Annotated in this window: 16 protein-coding genes; 14 read left to right on the top strand and 2 right to left on the bottom strand. The window is 59.6% G+C overall.

What is annotated here, in order from left to right; translation table 11 throughout:
- The first annotated feature begins 18 nt into the window (after window positions 1-18).
- The 11 genes from rpsP (at window position 19) to HU755_RS25565 (ending at window position 9452) form a co-directional block, all read left to right on the top strand.
- Window positions 19-270 (top strand): 30S ribosomal protein S16, encoded by a 252-nt coding sequence (gene rpsP / locus HU755_RS25615; RefSeq protein WP_003185073.1) that lies wholly within the window; start codon window positions 19-21, stop codon window positions 268-270.
- Window positions 271-275: 5 nt separating this feature from the next.
- Window positions 276-812: a ribosome maturation factor RimM gene (gene rimM, locus HU755_RS25610; RefSeq protein ID WP_186551120.1), complete on the top strand. Its 537-nt coding sequence runs from the start codon at window positions 276-278 to the stop codon at window positions 810-812.
- Window positions 813-814: 2 nt separating this feature from the next.
- Window positions 815-1567 carry a tRNA (guanosine(37)-N1)-methyltransferase TrmD gene (gene trmD / locus HU755_RS25605; RefSeq protein ID WP_090281920.1) on the top strand — a complete coding sequence of 251 codons (753 nt, stop codon included), beginning with the start codon at window positions 815-817 and terminating at the stop codon, window positions 1565-1567.
- A gap of 45 nt (window positions 1568-1612) precedes the next feature.
- Window positions 1613-1963, top strand: a complete 351-nt coding sequence (rplS, locus tag HU755_RS25600; RefSeq protein ID WP_003175895.1) for a 50S ribosomal protein L19 — start codon at window positions 1613-1615, stop codon at window positions 1961-1963.
- Window positions 1964-2150: 187 nt separating this feature from the next.
- Window positions 2151-3047 carry a site-specific tyrosine recombinase XerD gene (xerD, locus tag HU755_RS25595; protein ID WP_186637880.1) on the top strand — a complete coding sequence of 299 codons (897 nt, stop codon included), beginning with the start codon at window positions 2151-2153 and terminating at the stop codon, window positions 3045-3047.
- Between the two features lie 257 nt (window positions 3048-3304).
- Window positions 3305-4036 carry a bifunctional protein-disulfide isomerase/oxidoreductase DsbC gene (dsbC, locus tag HU755_RS25590; RefSeq protein WP_186621262.1) on the top strand — a complete coding sequence of 244 codons (732 nt, stop codon included), beginning with the start codon at window positions 3305-3307 and terminating at the stop codon, window positions 4034-4036.
- 130 nt (window positions 4037-4166) lie between these two features.
- Complete coding sequence (locus HU755_RS25585; RefSeq protein WP_186551117.1) at window positions 4167-5471, top strand: homoserine dehydrogenase; 1305 nt, start codon at window positions 4167-4169, stop codon at window positions 5469-5471.
- 105 nt (window positions 5472-5576) lie between these two features.
- Complete coding sequence (gene thrC, locus HU755_RS25580) at window positions 5577-6986, top strand: threonine synthase (RefSeq protein ID WP_186551116.1); 1410 nt, start codon at window positions 5577-5579, stop codon at window positions 6984-6986.
- 120 nt (window positions 6987-7106) lie between these two features.
- Entirely contained in the window at window positions 7107-8480 is a 1374-nt protein-coding gene (locus HU755_RS25575; protein WP_186637878.1) for a transporter substrate-binding domain-containing protein, read from the top strand.
- A gap of 117 nt (window positions 8481-8597) precedes the next feature.
- Complete coding sequence (locus HU755_RS25570) at window positions 8598-9005, top strand: DNA-binding protein (protein ID WP_186551114.1); 408 nt, start codon at window positions 8598-8600, stop codon at window positions 9003-9005.
- A gap of 165 nt (window positions 9006-9170) precedes the next feature.
- Window positions 9171-9452: a DUF3509 domain-containing protein gene (locus tag HU755_RS25565; RefSeq protein WP_186637876.1), complete on the top strand. Its 282-nt coding sequence runs from the start codon at window positions 9171-9173 to the stop codon at window positions 9450-9452.
- 177 nt (window positions 9453-9629) lie between these two features.
- Here the strand turns inward: HU755_RS25565 and HU755_RS25560 are convergent, their stop codons facing one another.
- Together HU755_RS25560 and HU755_RS25555 are read right to left on the bottom strand one after the other, a co-directional pair.
- Window positions 9630-10466 carry a TIGR02285 family protein gene (locus tag HU755_RS25560; protein WP_238350047.1) on the bottom strand — a complete coding sequence of 279 codons (837 nt, stop codon included), beginning with the start codon at window positions 10464-10466 and terminating at the stop codon, window positions 9630-9632.
- 70 nt (window positions 10467-10536) lie between these two features.
- A complete protein-coding gene (locus HU755_RS25555) occupies window positions 10537-11736 on the bottom strand; it encodes a CaiB/BaiF CoA-transferase family protein (protein ID WP_186637871.1) in 1200 nt (399 codons plus the stop codon).
- 146 nt (window positions 11737-11882) lie between these two features.
- Here HU755_RS25555 and HU755_RS25550 point away from each other — a divergent pair, with 146 nt between their 5' ends.
- The 3 genes from HU755_RS25550 to HU755_RS25540 all read left to right on the top strand — a co-directional run bounded on the left by HU755_RS25550 (window position 11883) and on the right by HU755_RS25540 (window position 15562).
- Window positions 11883-12425 (top strand): YaeQ family protein, encoded by a 543-nt coding sequence (locus HU755_RS25550; protein WP_007908961.1) that lies wholly within the window; start codon window positions 11883-11885, stop codon window positions 12423-12425.
- Between the two features lie 54 nt (window positions 12426-12479).
- Window positions 12480-14189 (top strand): single-stranded-DNA-specific exonuclease RecJ, encoded by a 1710-nt coding sequence (gene recJ / locus HU755_RS25545; protein ID WP_186637869.1) that lies wholly within the window; start codon window positions 12480-12482, stop codon window positions 14187-14189.
- 266 nt (window positions 14190-14455) lie between these two features.
- Window positions 14456-15562 carry an NADH:flavin oxidoreductase/NADH oxidase gene (locus HU755_RS25540; RefSeq protein ID WP_186637867.1) on the top strand — a complete coding sequence of 369 codons (1107 nt, stop codon included), beginning with the start codon at window positions 14456-14458 and terminating at the stop codon, window positions 15560-15562.
- Window positions 15563-15690 lie beyond the last annotated feature (128 nt).

The following is a 15690-nucleotide window of genomic DNA, read 5'->3' as shown; positions in this document are numbered from 1 at the left end:
TACAGGAACGATGTTCACATGCTAACAATCCGTCTTGCCCTTGGCGGCTCCAAAAAGCGCCCGTTTTACCACCTGACCGTCACCGACTCGCGTAACCCGCGTGACGGCTCCCACAAAGAACAGGTTGGTTTCTTCAACCCTGTTGCCCGTGGTCAGGAAATCCGTCTGTCCGTGAACCAAGAGCGCGTTGCCTACTGGCTGAGCGTTGGTGCACAACCTTCTGAGCGCGTTGCTCAGTTGTTGAAGGAATCTGCCAAGGCTGCGGCCTGAGCAATATGAACGCGACGCCTGCTGCTGCCGATGATTTGATCGTTATTGGCAAAATTTATTCTGTTCATGGCGTTCGCGGCGAAGTGAAGGTGTATTCCTTTACTGATCCGACTGAAAACCTGTTGCAGTACAAAACCTGGACGCTCAAGCGCGAAGGCAATGTCAAACAGGTCGAGCTGGTCAGTGGACGCGGGAGCGACAAGTTCCTGGTCGCCAAGCTCAAGGGTCTCGATGATCGTGAAGAAGCTCGTCTTCTGGCCGGTTATGAGATCTGCGTGCCGCGCAACCTGTTCGCTGAATTGACCGATGGCGAGTACTACTGGTACCAGCTGGAAGGTCTGAAGGTCATCGACACCCTTGGGCAGCTGCTCGGGAAAATCGATCATCTTCTGGAAACCGGCGCCAATGATGTAATGGTCGTCAAGCCTTGCGCTGGCAGCCTGGATGATCGCGAGCGCCTGTTGCCCTATACCGAGCAATGCGTGTTGGCCGTCGACCTGGCCGCGGGCGAGATGAAGGTGGATTGGGACGCGGACTTCTAAACGTGGCTAACTTGCGCGTAGAAGTGATCAGTCTGTTTCCCGAGATGTTTTCTGCCATTGGCGATTACGGCATCACCAGTCGTGCGGTCAAGCAGGGGCTGTTGCAGCTGACCTGCTGGAATCCGCGAGATTACACGACGGATCGGCATCACACTGTGGACGATCGCCCGTTTGGCGGTGGTCCGGGCATGGTGATGAAGATCAAGCCCCTGGAAGATGCTCTGGTTCAGGCCAAGGCAGCAGCCGGGGAGGCGGCGAAGGTAATTTACCTGTCCCCCCAAGGCCGTCAACTGACTCAGTCGGCGGTACGCGAGCTGGCACAATCGGATGCATTGATCCTGATTGCCGGCCGTTACGAAGGCATTGACGAGCGCTTTATTGAGGCTCATGTCGATGAAGAGTGGTCGATTGGCGACTATGTATTGTCTGGCGGCGAGCTGCCGGCCATGGTCCTGATCGATGCGGTTACACGACTGCTGCCTGGAGCTTTAGGGCATGCGGATTCCGCTGAGGAAGATTCCTTTACGGATGGTCTGCTGGATTGCCCGCACTACACCCGACCGGAGGTGTATGCGGATCAGCGTGTTCCCGACGTGTTGCTAAGTGGCAATCACGCGCATATCCGGCGTTGGCGTTTACAGCAGTCCCTTGGTCGGACCTATGAACGACGCGCCGATCTTCTGGAAAGCCGCTCGCTTTCTGGAGAAGAGAAGAAGCTGCTCGAGGAATACATCCGCGAGCGGGACGATAGTTAACAACGTATCGATGGTAGATCGAACGATTTACCTTAGGAGCACAGCATGACCAACAAAATCATCCTTGCACTCGAAGCAGAGCAGATGACCAAAGAAATCCCTACCTTCGCCCCAGGCGACACTATTGTCGTTCAGGTGAAAGTGAAGGAAGGCGATCGTTCCCGTCTGCAAGCGTTCGAAGGCGTTGTCATCGCCAAGCGTAACCGCGGCGTGAACAGTGCGTTCACCGTTCGTAAAATCTCCAACGGTGTTGGCGTAGAACGTACTTTCCAGACCTACTCGCCGCAAATCGACAGCATGGCTGTCAAGCGTCGCGGTGACGTACGTAAAGCCAAGCTGTACTACCTGCGTGACCTGTCGGGTAAAGCAGCTCGCATCAAGGAAAAACTGGCTTAAATCCAGCTTCCGATGCAGAAAAAAGCAGCCTGCGGGCTGCTTTTTTGTTGCCTGCGATTTAGCAAATCCATCTCGAACGCCTCGTTCAGCGAATCTCTCTGTTCCTTGATCTGGCCGGCTATGAAAGACTGGCGCCTATTCACCGTCTATTTGCGCGCCGCGCGAAAAAGCCCTGCCCTGAGTATCCATGCCTGCCATCGACCATCCGCTGATTGATCAATTCCTCGACGCCTTATGGCTGGAGAAAGGCCTGTCCGACAACACCCGCGACGCCTATCGTAGCGACCTTGCGCTGTTCAACGGCTGGTTGCAGGAGAAAAACCTTGAACTGATCAACGCCGGCCGGGAATTGATTCTCGACCACCTGTCGTGGCGTCTGGAGCAAAACTACAAGCCACGCTCGACCGCGAGATTCCTCTCCGGTGTGCGCGGCTTTTATCGCTATCTGCTGCGGGAAAAGCTGATCAGCGTCGACCCGACGTTACGCGTCGACATGCCGCAACTCGGTAGGCCATTGCCCAAATCCCTGTCGGAAGCCGATGTCGAGGCGCTGCTCAAGGCGCCCGATCTGAGCGAAGCCATCGGCCAGCGTGACCGCGCCATGCTTGAGGTGCTGTATGCCTGTGGTTTGCGCGTGACTGAACTGGTCAGCCTGACACTGGAACAGGTCAACCTGCGCCAAGGTGTATTACGGGTGATGGGCAAGGGCAGCAAAGAGCGGCTGGTGCCGATGGGCGAGGAGGCGATTGTCTGGGTCGAGCGCTATCTGCGCGATGGCCGTAACGAACTACTCGCCGGCCGTCCTAGCGATGTGCTGTTCCCCAGCCAGCGCGGTGAGCAGATGACTCGCCAGACTTTCTGGCACCGGATCAAGCATCAGGCCAAGGTCGCCGGGATCGGCAAGTCGCTGTCGCCGCACACCTTGCGCCATGCGTTTGCCACGCACCTGCTCAACCACGGTGCAGATCTGCGCGTGGTGCAGATGTTGCTCGGGCACAGCGACTTGTCCACAACCCAGATCTACACCCACGTGGCCCGCGCCCGCCTGCAAGACCTGCACGCCAAACACCACCCTCGCGGCTGAACAAAATCCCTTGTAGGAGTGAGCCTGCTCGCGATAGCTGTAGCCCTGACGACACAGCTTCGACTGACAGACCGCTATCGCGAGCAGGCTCACTCCTACAGGGGGGCTTCGGAGATGTTTAAACCTGTGGCGACAGGCGCATTCGGCCACCGTGGCCTTATGTGTTAGGCTTTCCCGGTTTGCACGATGGACGGTCATGACCCGGTGTTTCGCACGGGCGTTCTGAACGTTCCATTTGTCCGCCTTCAGGAGTTCTCATGCGTCTGACCCAGATTTTCGCCGCCGCCGCCATTGCGTTGGCGAGCACCTTTGCCGTCGCCGATGACGCGGCCGACAAAGCCATTCGTCAAAGCCTGGAAAAACTCGAACTCGAGGTTCCGGTAGAAAGCATCAATTCAAGCCCGCTGCCAGGCATGTACGAAGTCAAGCTCAAGGGCAGCCGCGTGCTGTACGCCAGCGCCGATGGTCAGTACATCGTTCAGGGCAACCTGTACCAGCTCAAGGACGGCAAACCGGTCAACCTGACCGAGAAGACCGAACGCCTGGGCATTTCCAAGCTGATCAACGCCATCCCGGTGGCCGAAACCGTGGTCTACCCGGCCGTGGGCGAGACCAAATCGCACATCACCGTGTTCACCGACACCACCTGCCCGTACTGCCACAAACTGCACGCTGAAGTGCCCGAGCTGAACAAGCGCGGCATCGAAGTGCGCTACGTGGCGTTCCCGCGTCAGGGCCTGAATTCGCCAGGTGACGAGCAGTTGCAAGCCGTGTGGTGCTCGAAAGACAAGAAAGCTGCCATGGACAAAATGGTCGATGGCAAGGAAATCAAGGCCGCCAAGTGCGATAACCCGGTTTCCAAACAGTTCGCACTCGGTCAGTCGATCGGCGTGAACGGTACACCGGCCATCGTTTTGGCCGACGGACAAGTCATTCCGGGCTACCAGCCTGCGCCACAAGTCGCCAAACTGGCGCTGGGCGCGAAGTAATTCGCATCGTCACGGTCAGCCTTGACGATCATGGTCCGGTGGTCACTTCACCGGGCCATTAATAGAGAGCCGCGAGCACGCGGTTGTTTTCCGGCCGACCTCGAGTCGGCCGTTTCATGGGGAGTTCACAGTGAATCCGGTCAAAGTAGGCATCTGTGGGTTAGGGACCGTCGGTGGCGGGACCTTCAACGTACTTCAGCGCAACGCCGAGGAAATTGCTCGTCGTGCCGGGCGTGGGATCGAAGTGGCACAAATTGCCATGCGCACGCCAAAGCCTCAGTTCCAGACGACCGGTATTGCGATTACCAACGATGTCTTCGAAGTGGCCACGAACCCTGAGATCGACATCGTCATAGAGCTGATGGGCGGCTACACCGTTGCCCGCGAGCTGGTACTCAAGGCCATCGAGAATGGCAAGCATGTGGTCACCGCGAACAAGGCGCTGATAGCCGTTCACGGTAATGAGATTTTCGCCAAGGCACGCGAGAAAGGCGTGATCGTGGCATTCGAAGCAGCAGTGGCCGGTGGCATTCCGGTGATCAAGGCGATTCGTGAAGGCCTGTCGGCCAACCGCATCAATTGGGTCGCGGGGATTATCAACGGTACCGGCAACTTCATCCTCACCGAAATGCGCGAGAAGGGCCGTACGTTCGAAGACGTGCTCGCCGAAGCGCAGGCGCTGGGCTATGCCGAAGCCGATCCGACCTTCGATGTCGAAGGCATCGACGCCGCGCACAAACTGACGATTCTGGCATCGATCGCATTCGGTATTCCGCTGCAATTCGACAAGGCTTACACCGAAGGCATCACCAGGCTGACCACTGCTGACGTCAATTACGCCGAAGCGCTGGGCTATCGCATCAAGCACCTCGGTGTCGCGCGCAGCACTGACGCGGGCATTGAACTGCGCGTGCACCCGACGCTGATTCCGGCCGATCGCCTGATCGCCAACGTCAACGGCGTGATGAACGCGGTGATGGTCAACGGTGATGCGGCCGGTTCGACGCTGTTTTACGGCGCCGGCGCGGGCATGGAGCCGACGGCTTCGTCGGTGATCGCCGACCTGGTCGACGTGGTTCGCGCCATGACGTCCGATCCGGAAAACCGTGTGCCGCACCTGGCCTTCCAGCCGGATTCGCTGTCGGCCCATCCGATCCTGCCGATCGAAGCCTGCGAAAGCGCGTACTACCTGCGCATTCAGGCCAAGGACCATCCGGGCGTACTGGCACAGGTGGCGAGCATCCTCTCGGAGCGCGGCATCAATATCGAATCGATCATGCAGAAAGAAGTCGAAGAGCATGACGGTCTGGTGCCGATGATCCTGCTGACCCACCGCGTGGTGGAGCAGCGCATCAACGATGCGATCGCCGCCCTTGAAGCGCTGGCGGGTGTCGACGGCCCGGTTGTACGGATCCGTGTCGAACATTTGAATTAACAGCAGCGGCAAGCTTCAAGCTTCAAGCTGCAAGTAAAAGCACAGCCGCTTTTCACTTGTAGCTTGCAGCTTACCGCTTGCAGCTCAAACCAAAGGTTTGCCCCTATGCGTTATATCAGTACTCGCGGCCAGGCACCGGCCCTGAATTTCGAAGACGTCCTGCTGGCCGGTCTCGCGACCGACGGCGGTCTGTACGTTCCGGAAAACCTGCCACGTTTCACCCAGGAAGAGATCGCTTCCTGGGCCGGCCTGCCGTATCACGAACTGGCTTTCCGGGTGATGCGCCCGTTCGTCACCGGCAGCATTCCGGACGCCGATTTCAAAAAGATTCTTGAAGAAACCTACGGCGTGTTCGCCCACAGCGCCGTCGCGCCGCTGCGTCAGCTCAATGGCAATGAATGGGTGATGGAGCTGTTCCACGGCCCGACCCTGGCGTTCAAGGACTTCGCCCTGCAACTGCTCGGTCGCCTGCTCGACTACGTGCTGGAAAAACGCGGCGAGCGCGTGGTGATCGTCGGTGCCACTTCCGGTGATACCGGTTCGGCCGCCATCGAAGGTTGCAAGCACTGCGAAAACGTCGACATCTTCATCCTGCACCCGCACAACCGTGTGTCGGAAGTGCAGCGTCGGCAGATGACGACGATTTTCGGCGAGAACATTCACAACATCGCCATCGAAGGCAACTTCGATGACTGCCAGGAAATGGTCAAGGCCAGCTTCGCCGACCAGAGCTTCCTCAAGGGCACGCGCTTGGTCGCAGTGAACTCGATCAACTGGGCGCGGATCATGGCCCAGATCGTCTACTACTTCCACGCTGCCCTGCAGTTGGGCGGGCCGGCACGTTCGGTGTCGTTCTCGGTGCCGACCGGCAACTTCGGCGACATCTTCGCCGGTTACCTGGCGCGGAACATGGGCCTGCCGATCAACCAGTTGATCGTCGCCACCAACCGCAACGACATCCTGCACCGCTTCATGAGCGGCAATCAGTACGTCAAGGAAACCCTGCACGCCACGCTGTCGCCATCGATGGACATCATGGTGTCGTCGAACTTCGAACGCCTGCTGTTCGACCTGCACGGTCGCAATGGTGCGGCGATTGCCGGCCTGATGAACTCGTTCAAAAAGGACGGCAGCTTCAGCGTCGAGCAAGAGCGCTGGACCGAAGCGCGCAAGCTGTTCGACTCACTGGCCGTAGACGATGCGCAGACCTGCGAAACCATCGCTGAAGTCTACGAGCAGACGGGTGAAGTCCTTGACCCGCACACTGCCATCGGTGTGAAGGCCGCGCGCGAATGCCGTCGCAGCCTGGACATCCCGATGGTCATTCTCGGCACCGCCCACCCGGTCAAGTTTCCGGACGCGGTCGAGAAAGCCGGTGTAGGAAAAGCGCTCGAACTACCTGCACATCTTTCTGATTTGTTTGAGCGAAACGAGCGCTGCACTGTTCTGCCAAACGAGCTGAAAGCCGTGCAGGCCTTTGTCAGCCAGCATGGCAACCGCGGCAAACCGCTCTAAGCCTGCAAAAGCTGTCACATTTTGAAGCCCGTCTCCTGACGGGCTTTTTTGTTTCTGCTGCCACACTGCTCGGGTTTTCACCCTCGAAGGACGGGTGAGCCGATCACGAAGGAAGTGGCAATGCGGTTTTATAGAGGTGTTAAACCGGCACTGGGCTGGTTGTTGTTATTGGCAGTGCTCGGCTGGGGGCAGGCAGGGATGGCGGCGCAGTTGGCGTTGCATGGGGAGGCTGTGGCCAGCGGTATTGAGCCTATCGAGCTGGAAGAGCATGAACGTGAATGGATTCGTGAAAACCCTACAGTGGCGGTGGCCTCGGTGCAGTACCCGTTGTATCTGTTTCAGGATGAGCACGGACATTGGAGTGGCCTCAACAACGACGTACTCAAACGCGTCAGCGCGATGACCGGACTGCAATTCGAGCATCAGGAGTCATTCTCCACCGATCACATGCTCGAACGCCTCGAAAGCGGGTCGGCGGATATCAGCACAACGTTGGCGATGAGCGATGAGCGCAAGCTGTTCCTGGATTTCAGCCATGCCTTCGGCGGGGCGGGCTGGGTATTTGTCGGGCGCTCCGGCGCGCCGGCGGTGGAGTCGTTTGAACAACTGAGCCAGCGCACAGTGGTGCTACCGGCGCGGCATGCTCTGGAGGACGTGATTCGGCGTGACTACCCGGCGATAAACATACGCTCGGTCAAAACCTACGCCGAGGCTCGGGCGCTCGTCGAGAGTGGCGAAGCCTACGCGACCATCGAAAACGAAATCGGCGCGCAGCTTTATCCGCTGGGCTTGCTCAAGGTCGGCGGACTGGTCGAAGGCAAATGGGAGGCCGACCACTTGGCCGTACGCAAGGGCTTGCCGGTGCTGCTGAGCATTCTCAACAAGGCGCTGGAGGCGTTTCCCGCCGCTGAACTGCGATCCATTCGCCTGAAATGGCTGGAGGGCATCACACCGGTGCCCGTGCCGTCGGTCAGTCAACGGCTGGCACAGTGGGGTTTTTGGGGAATGGGCGGGCTGGGGCTGTTCGGTCTGCTGTCATTGGTGTGGAACCGGCGGTTGACGGCGGTGATCAAGCTGCGCCGCGAAGCGGAAAAGGATCTGAGCGATCAACTGGCGTTTCAGCAGGCGTTGATCGATTCAATGCCCGATCCGCTGTTCGTGCGTGACCTGCAGGGACGCTTGATTCTGTGTAATCGCAGTTACGAAGAGGCGCTCTCGGTTCGCCTGGATCAAGTGCAAGGACGGCTGTTGTTCGAGGTCGACGCGCTGCCGGAAACCACCGCAAGGACGCTGCACGATGAGTTCATGGTGCAACTGCGCACGCGTAAAGCGCGCTTCAGTAATCGTCAGTTGCAGTTCAAGAGCGGGCCGCGCGAGGTCTATCAGTGGACGGTGCCGTTTTACAGTGCCGACGGCAAATTACGCGGATTGCTGGGAGGCTGGACGGACATCACCCAGCGTCGGGTAGAGAGCGGATGCAGATGTCTGCATTGAAGATGGGAAATGTCCTATAAGACGCGGCTACTTTTCTGATGGGAGGCTTAAGACGCCTGCCCTAGAGTGAACGACAAATGCGGTGAGAGTCCGCGATTGTCGTTCCAGAGGTCGCCCATGCGCTCGCTTAAAGTCCTGATATTCGAACCTAACCCGTTCCAGCTGATGGCATTGCACCAAATGCTCAATGCCGTTGGCATTTATGACGTACTGACGGCGCCGTCGCTGGCCTCGGCCATGTGTTCGCTGGGGCATCGCGGTGCGGTTGACATCGCCATTTGCGATCCGCAGCTCAAGGGCGGCGAGGGCCTGGCCCTGATCCGGCATCTGGCGGTCGAGCAAGAGGCGCGTGCCCTGATCCTGCTGGGCTCGGTCGCCGCGAGCCTGCTGAGCGATCTCGAACCCTTGTTGTACGAGCATCGCCTGCGCCTGCTCGGGCGCTTGCAAACGCCGGTCTCGGCGGTATTGATGCGAGGCCTGCTGGACAACTACCTGTTGACCCCGTTGCAGCCTGTCGGGGCTTGAAGCGGGTCGTTTTTGTTCTGTAATCTTCGCCAGGCATGCTCTGTCAGGCCGGCGCCATGCCCGGATCGAGGCGCCTGCAGGCAGAACTTTCTTCTCGGGCCGATGGTCACTTATTGTGAGCACGCCCCAGGCACAATGTTTTCGGACTATTGAGTGGAGATCGAGATGGAAAGTATCAGTCTATTGCTCGGTGAGGCTCTGAGCCCGTATCACGTGACGTTGACCCCTCGCGGCAGCCATGGCGAATGCCTGGTCACCCTGAAGAACGGCAATGGCGCGATTGTCGTTGAACGCGAATTCAATCAGGCCCAGTTAAGCGACAAACGCTTGCTGACGGATGTCGTCGATGGCTTGCACCGTGACGTGATGATTGCCGAAGGACGGCTGGAACCCTGCGTCATCGCAGCGTTACGCAATGCAGCGCTGGACAAGCGTGCGCTGCTCTGAAGATGAAATTTATTTTGTGGGAACCTTCCTGCATCCCTGTCAGTCAGACCCCATAACAGCAGGATCAAGCATTGTGCTCCGGTGCTTGTCGCTTGCTGCTACGGGTCTTTTTACAGACCACGTTTAACCCCGGGTTGTCTCCCCACTACTCGGGGTTTCTTTTTGCCCGGCGTTTGTTCATCGGGCAGCCTGATCCTTGAAAAACGCCCGGGCGTGTTCCAGATAATCGGTTTGGCGCTCAGGGTCCAGCCACGCGGCGTAGCGCTGGTCCAGCGGCTCGCGGGGCAGGGCGCGGAGCAACCGGTTGATCTCCTTGATGGCCTGCCGTCCCAGCTTTGTATCGGAACAGCCGACGTAGCTGGAGAGATATTTCTCGGTGCCCTGGATCGAGTAAAACGCCAGCTCATCCTCGGCAATCTGCGCCTGTTTTGCTTGATAGCGGATTTCCGGCCAATAGCCCATCACCAGCTGCAGTCGACCCATACGCTGCATGGACAGCAGATTGCTCAGCGCATCGTCAGCGTAATGGACGGTCAGCGCGCTGCCCGGGGCGCTGTCCAGGACGCTGTCGAGAAATTCGCCATAGCTGCGCCCGGCGACTACGCCAACTTTTCGCTCGCCACCCGCCAACAGAGCGGACAGGTTGACCTCGCCTGCCACCAGATAGGGCTTGAGCATGTTTCGATCCTGCTGACGGACCACCAGTCCATTGCTTACGGCGCGAACGGCCGGGATCGAATAGGCAATCCATTGCGCGCGCGCGCGGCTCCACAGCAGCGCCGGATCGCAGGCAAAGGGGTTTTCATGGAGCATTTGCAGGCCGCGCGCGCGGTTGACTCGCATCAGTGAATGTTCATATTGCGGCATGCCGGCGATCAACAGCGGTATCAGTTGATCGATCACGCCCTGGCCCTGTTTCGGACCCTCCAGTATCGTCATCGGCGGCAAGTCGCGCAGCAGCCAGATCAAGGTCGGTTTCGCCTGCGCTCCGGCCGACACGGTGAGCAGAAACATCAGGCCGAACAGCCGCCATGTCCACCCGTGACGGGCTCGGTTGTTGCCGGATGTCTGGAGGGGGCTCAGCTCAAATGGCGCCATCTTCGCGCAACCGGGCGATCTGTTTTTCGTCGTAGCCAAGGTCGTGCAGTACCTGCGCATTGTGTTCACCCAGCTGCGGTCCGACCCATTCGGAACTGCCTGGTGTTTCAGAGAGTTTCGGCACGATGCCCGGCATCTTGAAGTCCTTTCCGTCGGGCAGCTTGGCGTGCAGGAACATTTCCCGGGCCAGGTACTGAGGATCGCTGAACATATCCTCGGCGCTGAAGATCCGGCTGGCCGGCACCTCGGCCTGATTGAGCAGCTCGAGCACGCTTTGCAGCGGCAACGAATTGACCCAACGATCGATCACGCCGTACAACTCGTCGCGGCGATTGTCGCGCCCGTCATTGCTGGTCAGCGTCGGGTCATTGGCGAGGTCTTCGCGGCCGATGATCAGCATGAAGCGCTTGAAGATCGCATCGCCGTTGGCGCCAATCTGCACATGTTTGCCGTCGGCGCTGGTGTGGATCGAGGAGGGCGTGATGCCGGGCATGATGTTGCCGGTGCGCTCGCGGATGAAACCGAACACATCGAATTCCGGCACCATGCTTTCCATCATGGCGAAAATGGCTTCATACAAGGCCACGTCGACCACTTGGCCAAGCCCGCCGTTGACCTCGCGGTGCCGCAGGGCCATCAACGCGCCAATCACGCCCCACAGCGCGGCAATCGAATCGCCGATGGAGATCCCGGTGCGCACCGGCGGTCGGTCCTCGAAGCCGGTGATATAACGCAGGCCGCCCATGGACTCACCGACCGCGCCGAAACCTGGCTGATCTTTCATCGGGCCGGTCTGGCCGAATCCGGACAGGCGCACCATCACCAGTTTTGGATTGAGGGCGTGCAGGGTGTCCCAGCCCAGGCCGAGTTTTTCCAGCACGCCGGGGCGGAAGTTCTCGATAAGGATATCGGCTTCGCCGAGCAGTTTTTTCAGGATCGCCAAACCGTCGGGGTGCTTGAGGTTGAGCGTCAGCGACTTCTTGTTGCGCGCCTGCACAAACCACCACAACGAAGTCCCTTCGTACAATTTGCGCCACTTGCGCAGCGGATCACCGCCGTCCGGCGACTCGATCTTGATGACTTCAGCGCCGAACTCGCCGCAAATGCGTGAGGCAAACGGCCCGGCAATCAGCGTACCCAATTCAATGACTTTAACACCGCTGAGCGGTTTGTTGGCGAACGGCATACTCGATCCTGTAGGACGACGTTGTGCGGATACAGCGTTTTAACATAGCCGGCTGTCAGGCGCCGCAGGTTGATCGCCATCAATTCGATGATTGCCTGCCGCATCGGTTAGACTTGCCGACTTTCCTCGTATCAAGAAGCCCGTTCATGGCCCAGCCGTCCACCACCTACAAATTTGAACTGAACCTCACCGACCTCGACCGCAGCGTCTACGAGAGCGTCAAGCAGACCATCGCCCGTCACCCTTCGGAGACCGAAGAGCGCATGACCGTGCGGCTGCTGGCCTACGCTCTCTGGTACAACGAGCAGTTGTCGTTCGGCCGTGGTCTGTCAGACGTGGATGAACCTGCGCTGTGGGAAAAGAGTCTGGACGACCGCGTCCTGCACTGGATCGAAGTCGGCCAGCCAGACGCCGATCGCCTGACCTGGTGCTCGCGCCGCACCGAGCGCACCAGTCTGCTGGCCTACGGCAGTCTGCGCGTCTGGGAAACCAAGGTGATCCCGGCGATCAAGAACCTGAAGAACGTCAACATCGCCGCGGTCCCGCAGGAAGTGCTGGAGACCCTCGCCAAGGACATGCCCCGCGTGATCAAGTGGGACGTGATGATCAGCGAAGGGACGATCTTCGTCACCGACGACCGCGGTCAGCACGAAGTCCAGCTGCAATGGCTGCAAGGCGAGCGCGGCTGAGGTCGCGGCACTGCTGATTAATCCCACGTACTGAAGAGAAGTCTCCGTCACCCCATGCGTATCGAACCTCGTCAACTGCCTGCCACGCTGCCCTTCCTGGGTGATTTGCCACCACTGCTGACCCGCCTGTACGCGGCGCGGGGCGTGCAATCGGAGGCAGAGCTGGACAAGCGTCTGGCGCGGTTGATTCCGTTTCAACAGCTCAAGGGCATCGATGCGGCGGTGGACTTGCTGGTGACCGCGCTGGAACAGCATCAGCGCATTCTTATCGTCGGTGACTTCGATGCGGACGGCGCCACCGCCAGCACCGTCGGTGTGCTTGGCTTGCGCCTGCTGGGCGCAGCCCATGTCGATTATCTGGTGCCCAACCGCTTCGAATACGGTTATGGCCTGACGCCGGAAATCGTCGACGTCGCGTTGACCCGCGAACCGCAATTGCTGATTACCGTGGATAACGGTATTTCAAGTGTCGAAGGCGTCGCAGCGGCCAGGCGTGCGGGTTTGAAAGTCCTGATTACTGACCACCATTTGCCCGGCGATGAGCTGCCGCAGGCCGATGCGCTGGTCAATCCGAACCAGCCCGGTTGCGAATTCCCGAGCAAGGCACTGGCCGGCGTCGGGGTGATTTTCTATGTCTTGATGGCGCTGCGCGCGCGCCTGCGCAGCCTCGGCTGGTACGAAAGCAAGCCCCAACCGAACATTGGCGAACTGCTTGACCTTGTGGCCCTGGGCAGCGTTGCCGACGTGGTGCCGCTGGATGCCAACAACCGCATCCTCGTTCACCAGGGGCTGGAGCGGATTCGCGCTGGGCGCGCGCGGCCGGGGATCAAGGCGATTCTGGAAGTGGCCAAGCGTGATGCTGCGCGCATCACTTCCACCGATCTGGGCTTTATCGTCGGCCCGCGTCTGAACGCCGCCGGGCGCCTGGACGACATGAGCCTGGGCATCGAATGCCTCCTCACGGCTGACGCCCATCTGGCCCGGGAAATGGCCGCGCAACTGGACGGCATGAACCAGGATCGCAAATCCATCGAGCAGGGCATGCAGCGCGAGGCACTGGCACAGCTCAAGGACTTGCCGGTCGAATCGATGCCGTTTGGTCTGTGTTTATTCGATCCTGAATGGCATCAGGGGGTGATCGGTATTCTCGCTTCGCGCATGAAAGAACGGTATTTCCGCCCGACCATCGCCTTCGCCGATGCCGGCGATGGGCTGCTCAAGGGCTCGGGACGTTCGGTGCAAGGCTTCCACATTCGCGATGCCTTGAGCGTAGTGGCCGCACAACACCCGACGCTGATCGCCAAGTACGGCGGCCATGCGATGGCGGCCGGTCTGACCCTGCGCCAGGAGAATTTTCCGCTGTTCGCCGAAGCATTCGACGCCGAAGTGCGTCGACAACTTCGCGAGGAAGACCTTACCGGGCGGATGCTCACCGATGGCACTCTGGCGGTTGAAGAGTTCCACCTGGAACTGGCGCGCGCTTTACGTCACGCCGGGCCGTGGGGGCAGCATTTCCCGGAGCCGGTGTTTCACGGCGTTTTTCAGTTGGTCGAGCAGCGCGTCGTTGGCGAGCGGCACCTGAAAGTGGTGCTGAAAAGCGAGTGCGGCTCGGTGAAACTCGACGGCATCGCCTTCGGGATTGATCGCGATATCTGGCCGAATCCGACGATTCAGTGGGTAGAGCTGGCCTACAAGCTCGACGTAAACGAGTTTCGCGGCAACGAGACCGTGCAGTTGATGATTGCCCATATCGAACCGCGTTAAGCCCTTCGCGAGCAGGCTCGCTCCCACAGGTACGGTGGTGTCCTTGTGGGAGCGAGCCTGCTCGCGAAAGCGTCCTATCACACCCTGAATCACTCTGAACCCTCCCGCATCGGCGGTTGTCGACTAGGCTCTAAGCACTGCTTGATTGGCCTTGTGACGTCCTGTCGAATTTTTGCCCGCGGGGGCGGGTGCTGCACCTTTTTCTGTCACTCGTCGACTTTTCAAACAGAACCCTGGAGCCTGCCCACTGATTCGAGAGGTGCCCCATGAGTCTGCTGCTTGAACCCTTTACCCTTCGCCAACTGACTTTGCCCAACCGCATCGCGGTTTCGCCGATGTGCCAGTACTCCAGCGTCGATGGCCTGGCCAACGACTGGCACCTGGTGCATCTCGGCAGCCGTGCGGTGGGCGGCGCCGGTCTGGTTTTCACTGAAGCCACAGCGGTCACGGCCGACGGGCGGATCACCGCCGAAGATCTCGGTCTGTGGAACGACGAACAGATCGCGCCGCTGCAACGCATCACCCGTTTCATTACCGCACAAGGCGCGGTGGCCGGCATTCAACTGGCCCACGCCGGACGCAAGGCCAGCACCCACCGGCCGTGGATCGGCAAACATGGCAGCGTCAAACCCGAGGATGGCGGCTGGACACCGGTCGGGCCATCGCCGATTGCCTTTGATCCCCAGCACACCCAACCGAAACAGCTCGATGAGCAGCAGATCGCCGAAGTGATTCAGGCCTTCGTCGACGCTGCCAAGCGCGCGTTGACAGCAGGTTTCAGTGTGGTCGAGGTGCACGCAGCGCACGGCTATCTGCTGCATCAGTTTCTTTCACCGCTGAGCAATCAACGTCGCGATCAGTACGGCGGTTCGTTCGAAAACCGCATCCGTCTGGTGCTGCAAGTCACCGAAGCGGTGAGGGCGGTGTGGCCGGAAGAGTTGCCGGTGTTTGTCCGCGTCTCGGCGACCGACTGGGTGGAGGACGGCTGGAACCCGGATGAAACCGTGGAGCTGGCGCGACGTCTGCACACGCTGGGGGCCGATCTGATTGACGTGTCGTCGGGCGGTACCGCGGCCAATGCTGAGATTCCGGTCGGGCCGGGTTATCAAACGCGCTTCGCCGAACGGGTGCGCAAAGAGTCAGGCATCGCCACCGGCACCGTAGGCATGATTACCGAGCCCGCACAGGCCGAGCACATCCTGCGTACCTGTCAGGCCGATATCATCTTCCTCGCGCGGGAATTGCTGCGTGATCCATACTGGCCGCTGCATGCCGACGATGATCTGGGAGGACGTAAAGCGGTGTGGCCTGCGCAGTATCAGCGGGCGACCCATCGGGATCAGCCGATTCATGAGTCGGATTTACGCGATTGATAAAAGGCTGAAAAGCAAAAGCCCCGAGCCGTGATGGTCGGGGCTTTTTTGTGTGTGCGCCAGGCATGGCGCGTTGCGCGTAAGCGCAACCAGCTTGGCTGTGGTGGCCTCGCTGGTGACTTGGAGGT

Source organism: Pseudomonas sp. SWRI111, assembly GCF_014268555.1.
In the GTDB taxonomy this organism is placed as follows: domain Bacteria; phylum Pseudomonadota; class Gammaproteobacteria; order Pseudomonadales; family Pseudomonadaceae; genus Aquipseudomonas; species Aquipseudomonas hamedanensis.
This window is presented reverse-complemented; position numbering and strand designations above follow the sequence as displayed.

Bases quoted from the DNA above. Each gene is read 5' to 3' on its own strand.
- rpsP (WP_003185073.1), top strand. From the start codon at position 19: ATGCTAACAATCCGTCTTGCCCTTGGCGGCTCCAAAAAGCGCCCGTTT.
- rimM (WP_186551120.1), top strand. From the start codon at position 276: ATGAACGCGACGCCTGCTGCTGCCGATGATTTGATCGTTATTGGCAAA.
- rplS (WP_003175895.1), top strand. From the start codon at position 1,613: ATGACCAACAAAATCATCCTTGCACTCGAAGCAGAGCAGATGACCAAA.
- xerD (WP_186637880.1), top strand. From the start codon at position 2,151: ATGCCTGCCATCGACCATCCGCTGATTGATCAATTCCTCGACGCCTTA.
- dsbC (WP_186621262.1), top strand. From the start codon at position 3,305: ATGCGTCTGACCCAGATTTTCGCCGCCGCCGCCATTGCGTTGGCGAGC.
- thrC (WP_186551116.1), top strand. From the start codon at position 5,577: ATGCGTTATATCAGTACTCGCGGCCAGGCACCGGCCCTGAATTTCGAA.
- HU755_RS25575 (WP_186637878.1), top strand. From the start codon at position 7,107: ATGCGGTTTTATAGAGGTGTTAAACCGGCACTGGGCTGGTTGTTGTTA.
- HU755_RS25570 (WP_186551114.1), top strand. From the start codon at position 8,598: ATGCGCTCGCTTAAAGTCCTGATATTCGAACCTAACCCGTTCCAGCTG.
- HU755_RS25565 (WP_186637876.1), top strand. From the start codon at position 9,171: ATGGAAAGTATCAGTCTATTGCTCGGTGAGGCTCTGAGCCCGTATCAC.
- HU755_RS25560 (WP_238350047.1), bottom strand. From the start codon at position 10,466: ATGTTTCTGCTCACCGTGTCGGCCGGAGCGCAGGCGAAACCGACCTTG.
- HU755_RS25555 (WP_186637871.1), bottom strand. From the start codon at position 11,736: ATGCCGTTCGCCAACAAACCGCTCAGCGGTGTTAAAGTCATTGAATTG.
- HU755_RS25550 (WP_007908961.1), top strand. From the start codon at position 11,883: ATGGCCCAGCCGTCCACCACCTACAAATTTGAACTGAACCTCACCGAC.
- recJ (WP_186637869.1), top strand. From the start codon at position 12,480: ATGCGTATCGAACCTCGTCAACTGCCTGCCACGCTGCCCTTCCTGGGT.
- HU755_RS25540 (WP_186637867.1), top strand. From the start codon at position 14,456: ATGAGTCTGCTGCTTGAACCCTTTACCCTTCGCCAACTGACTTTGCCC.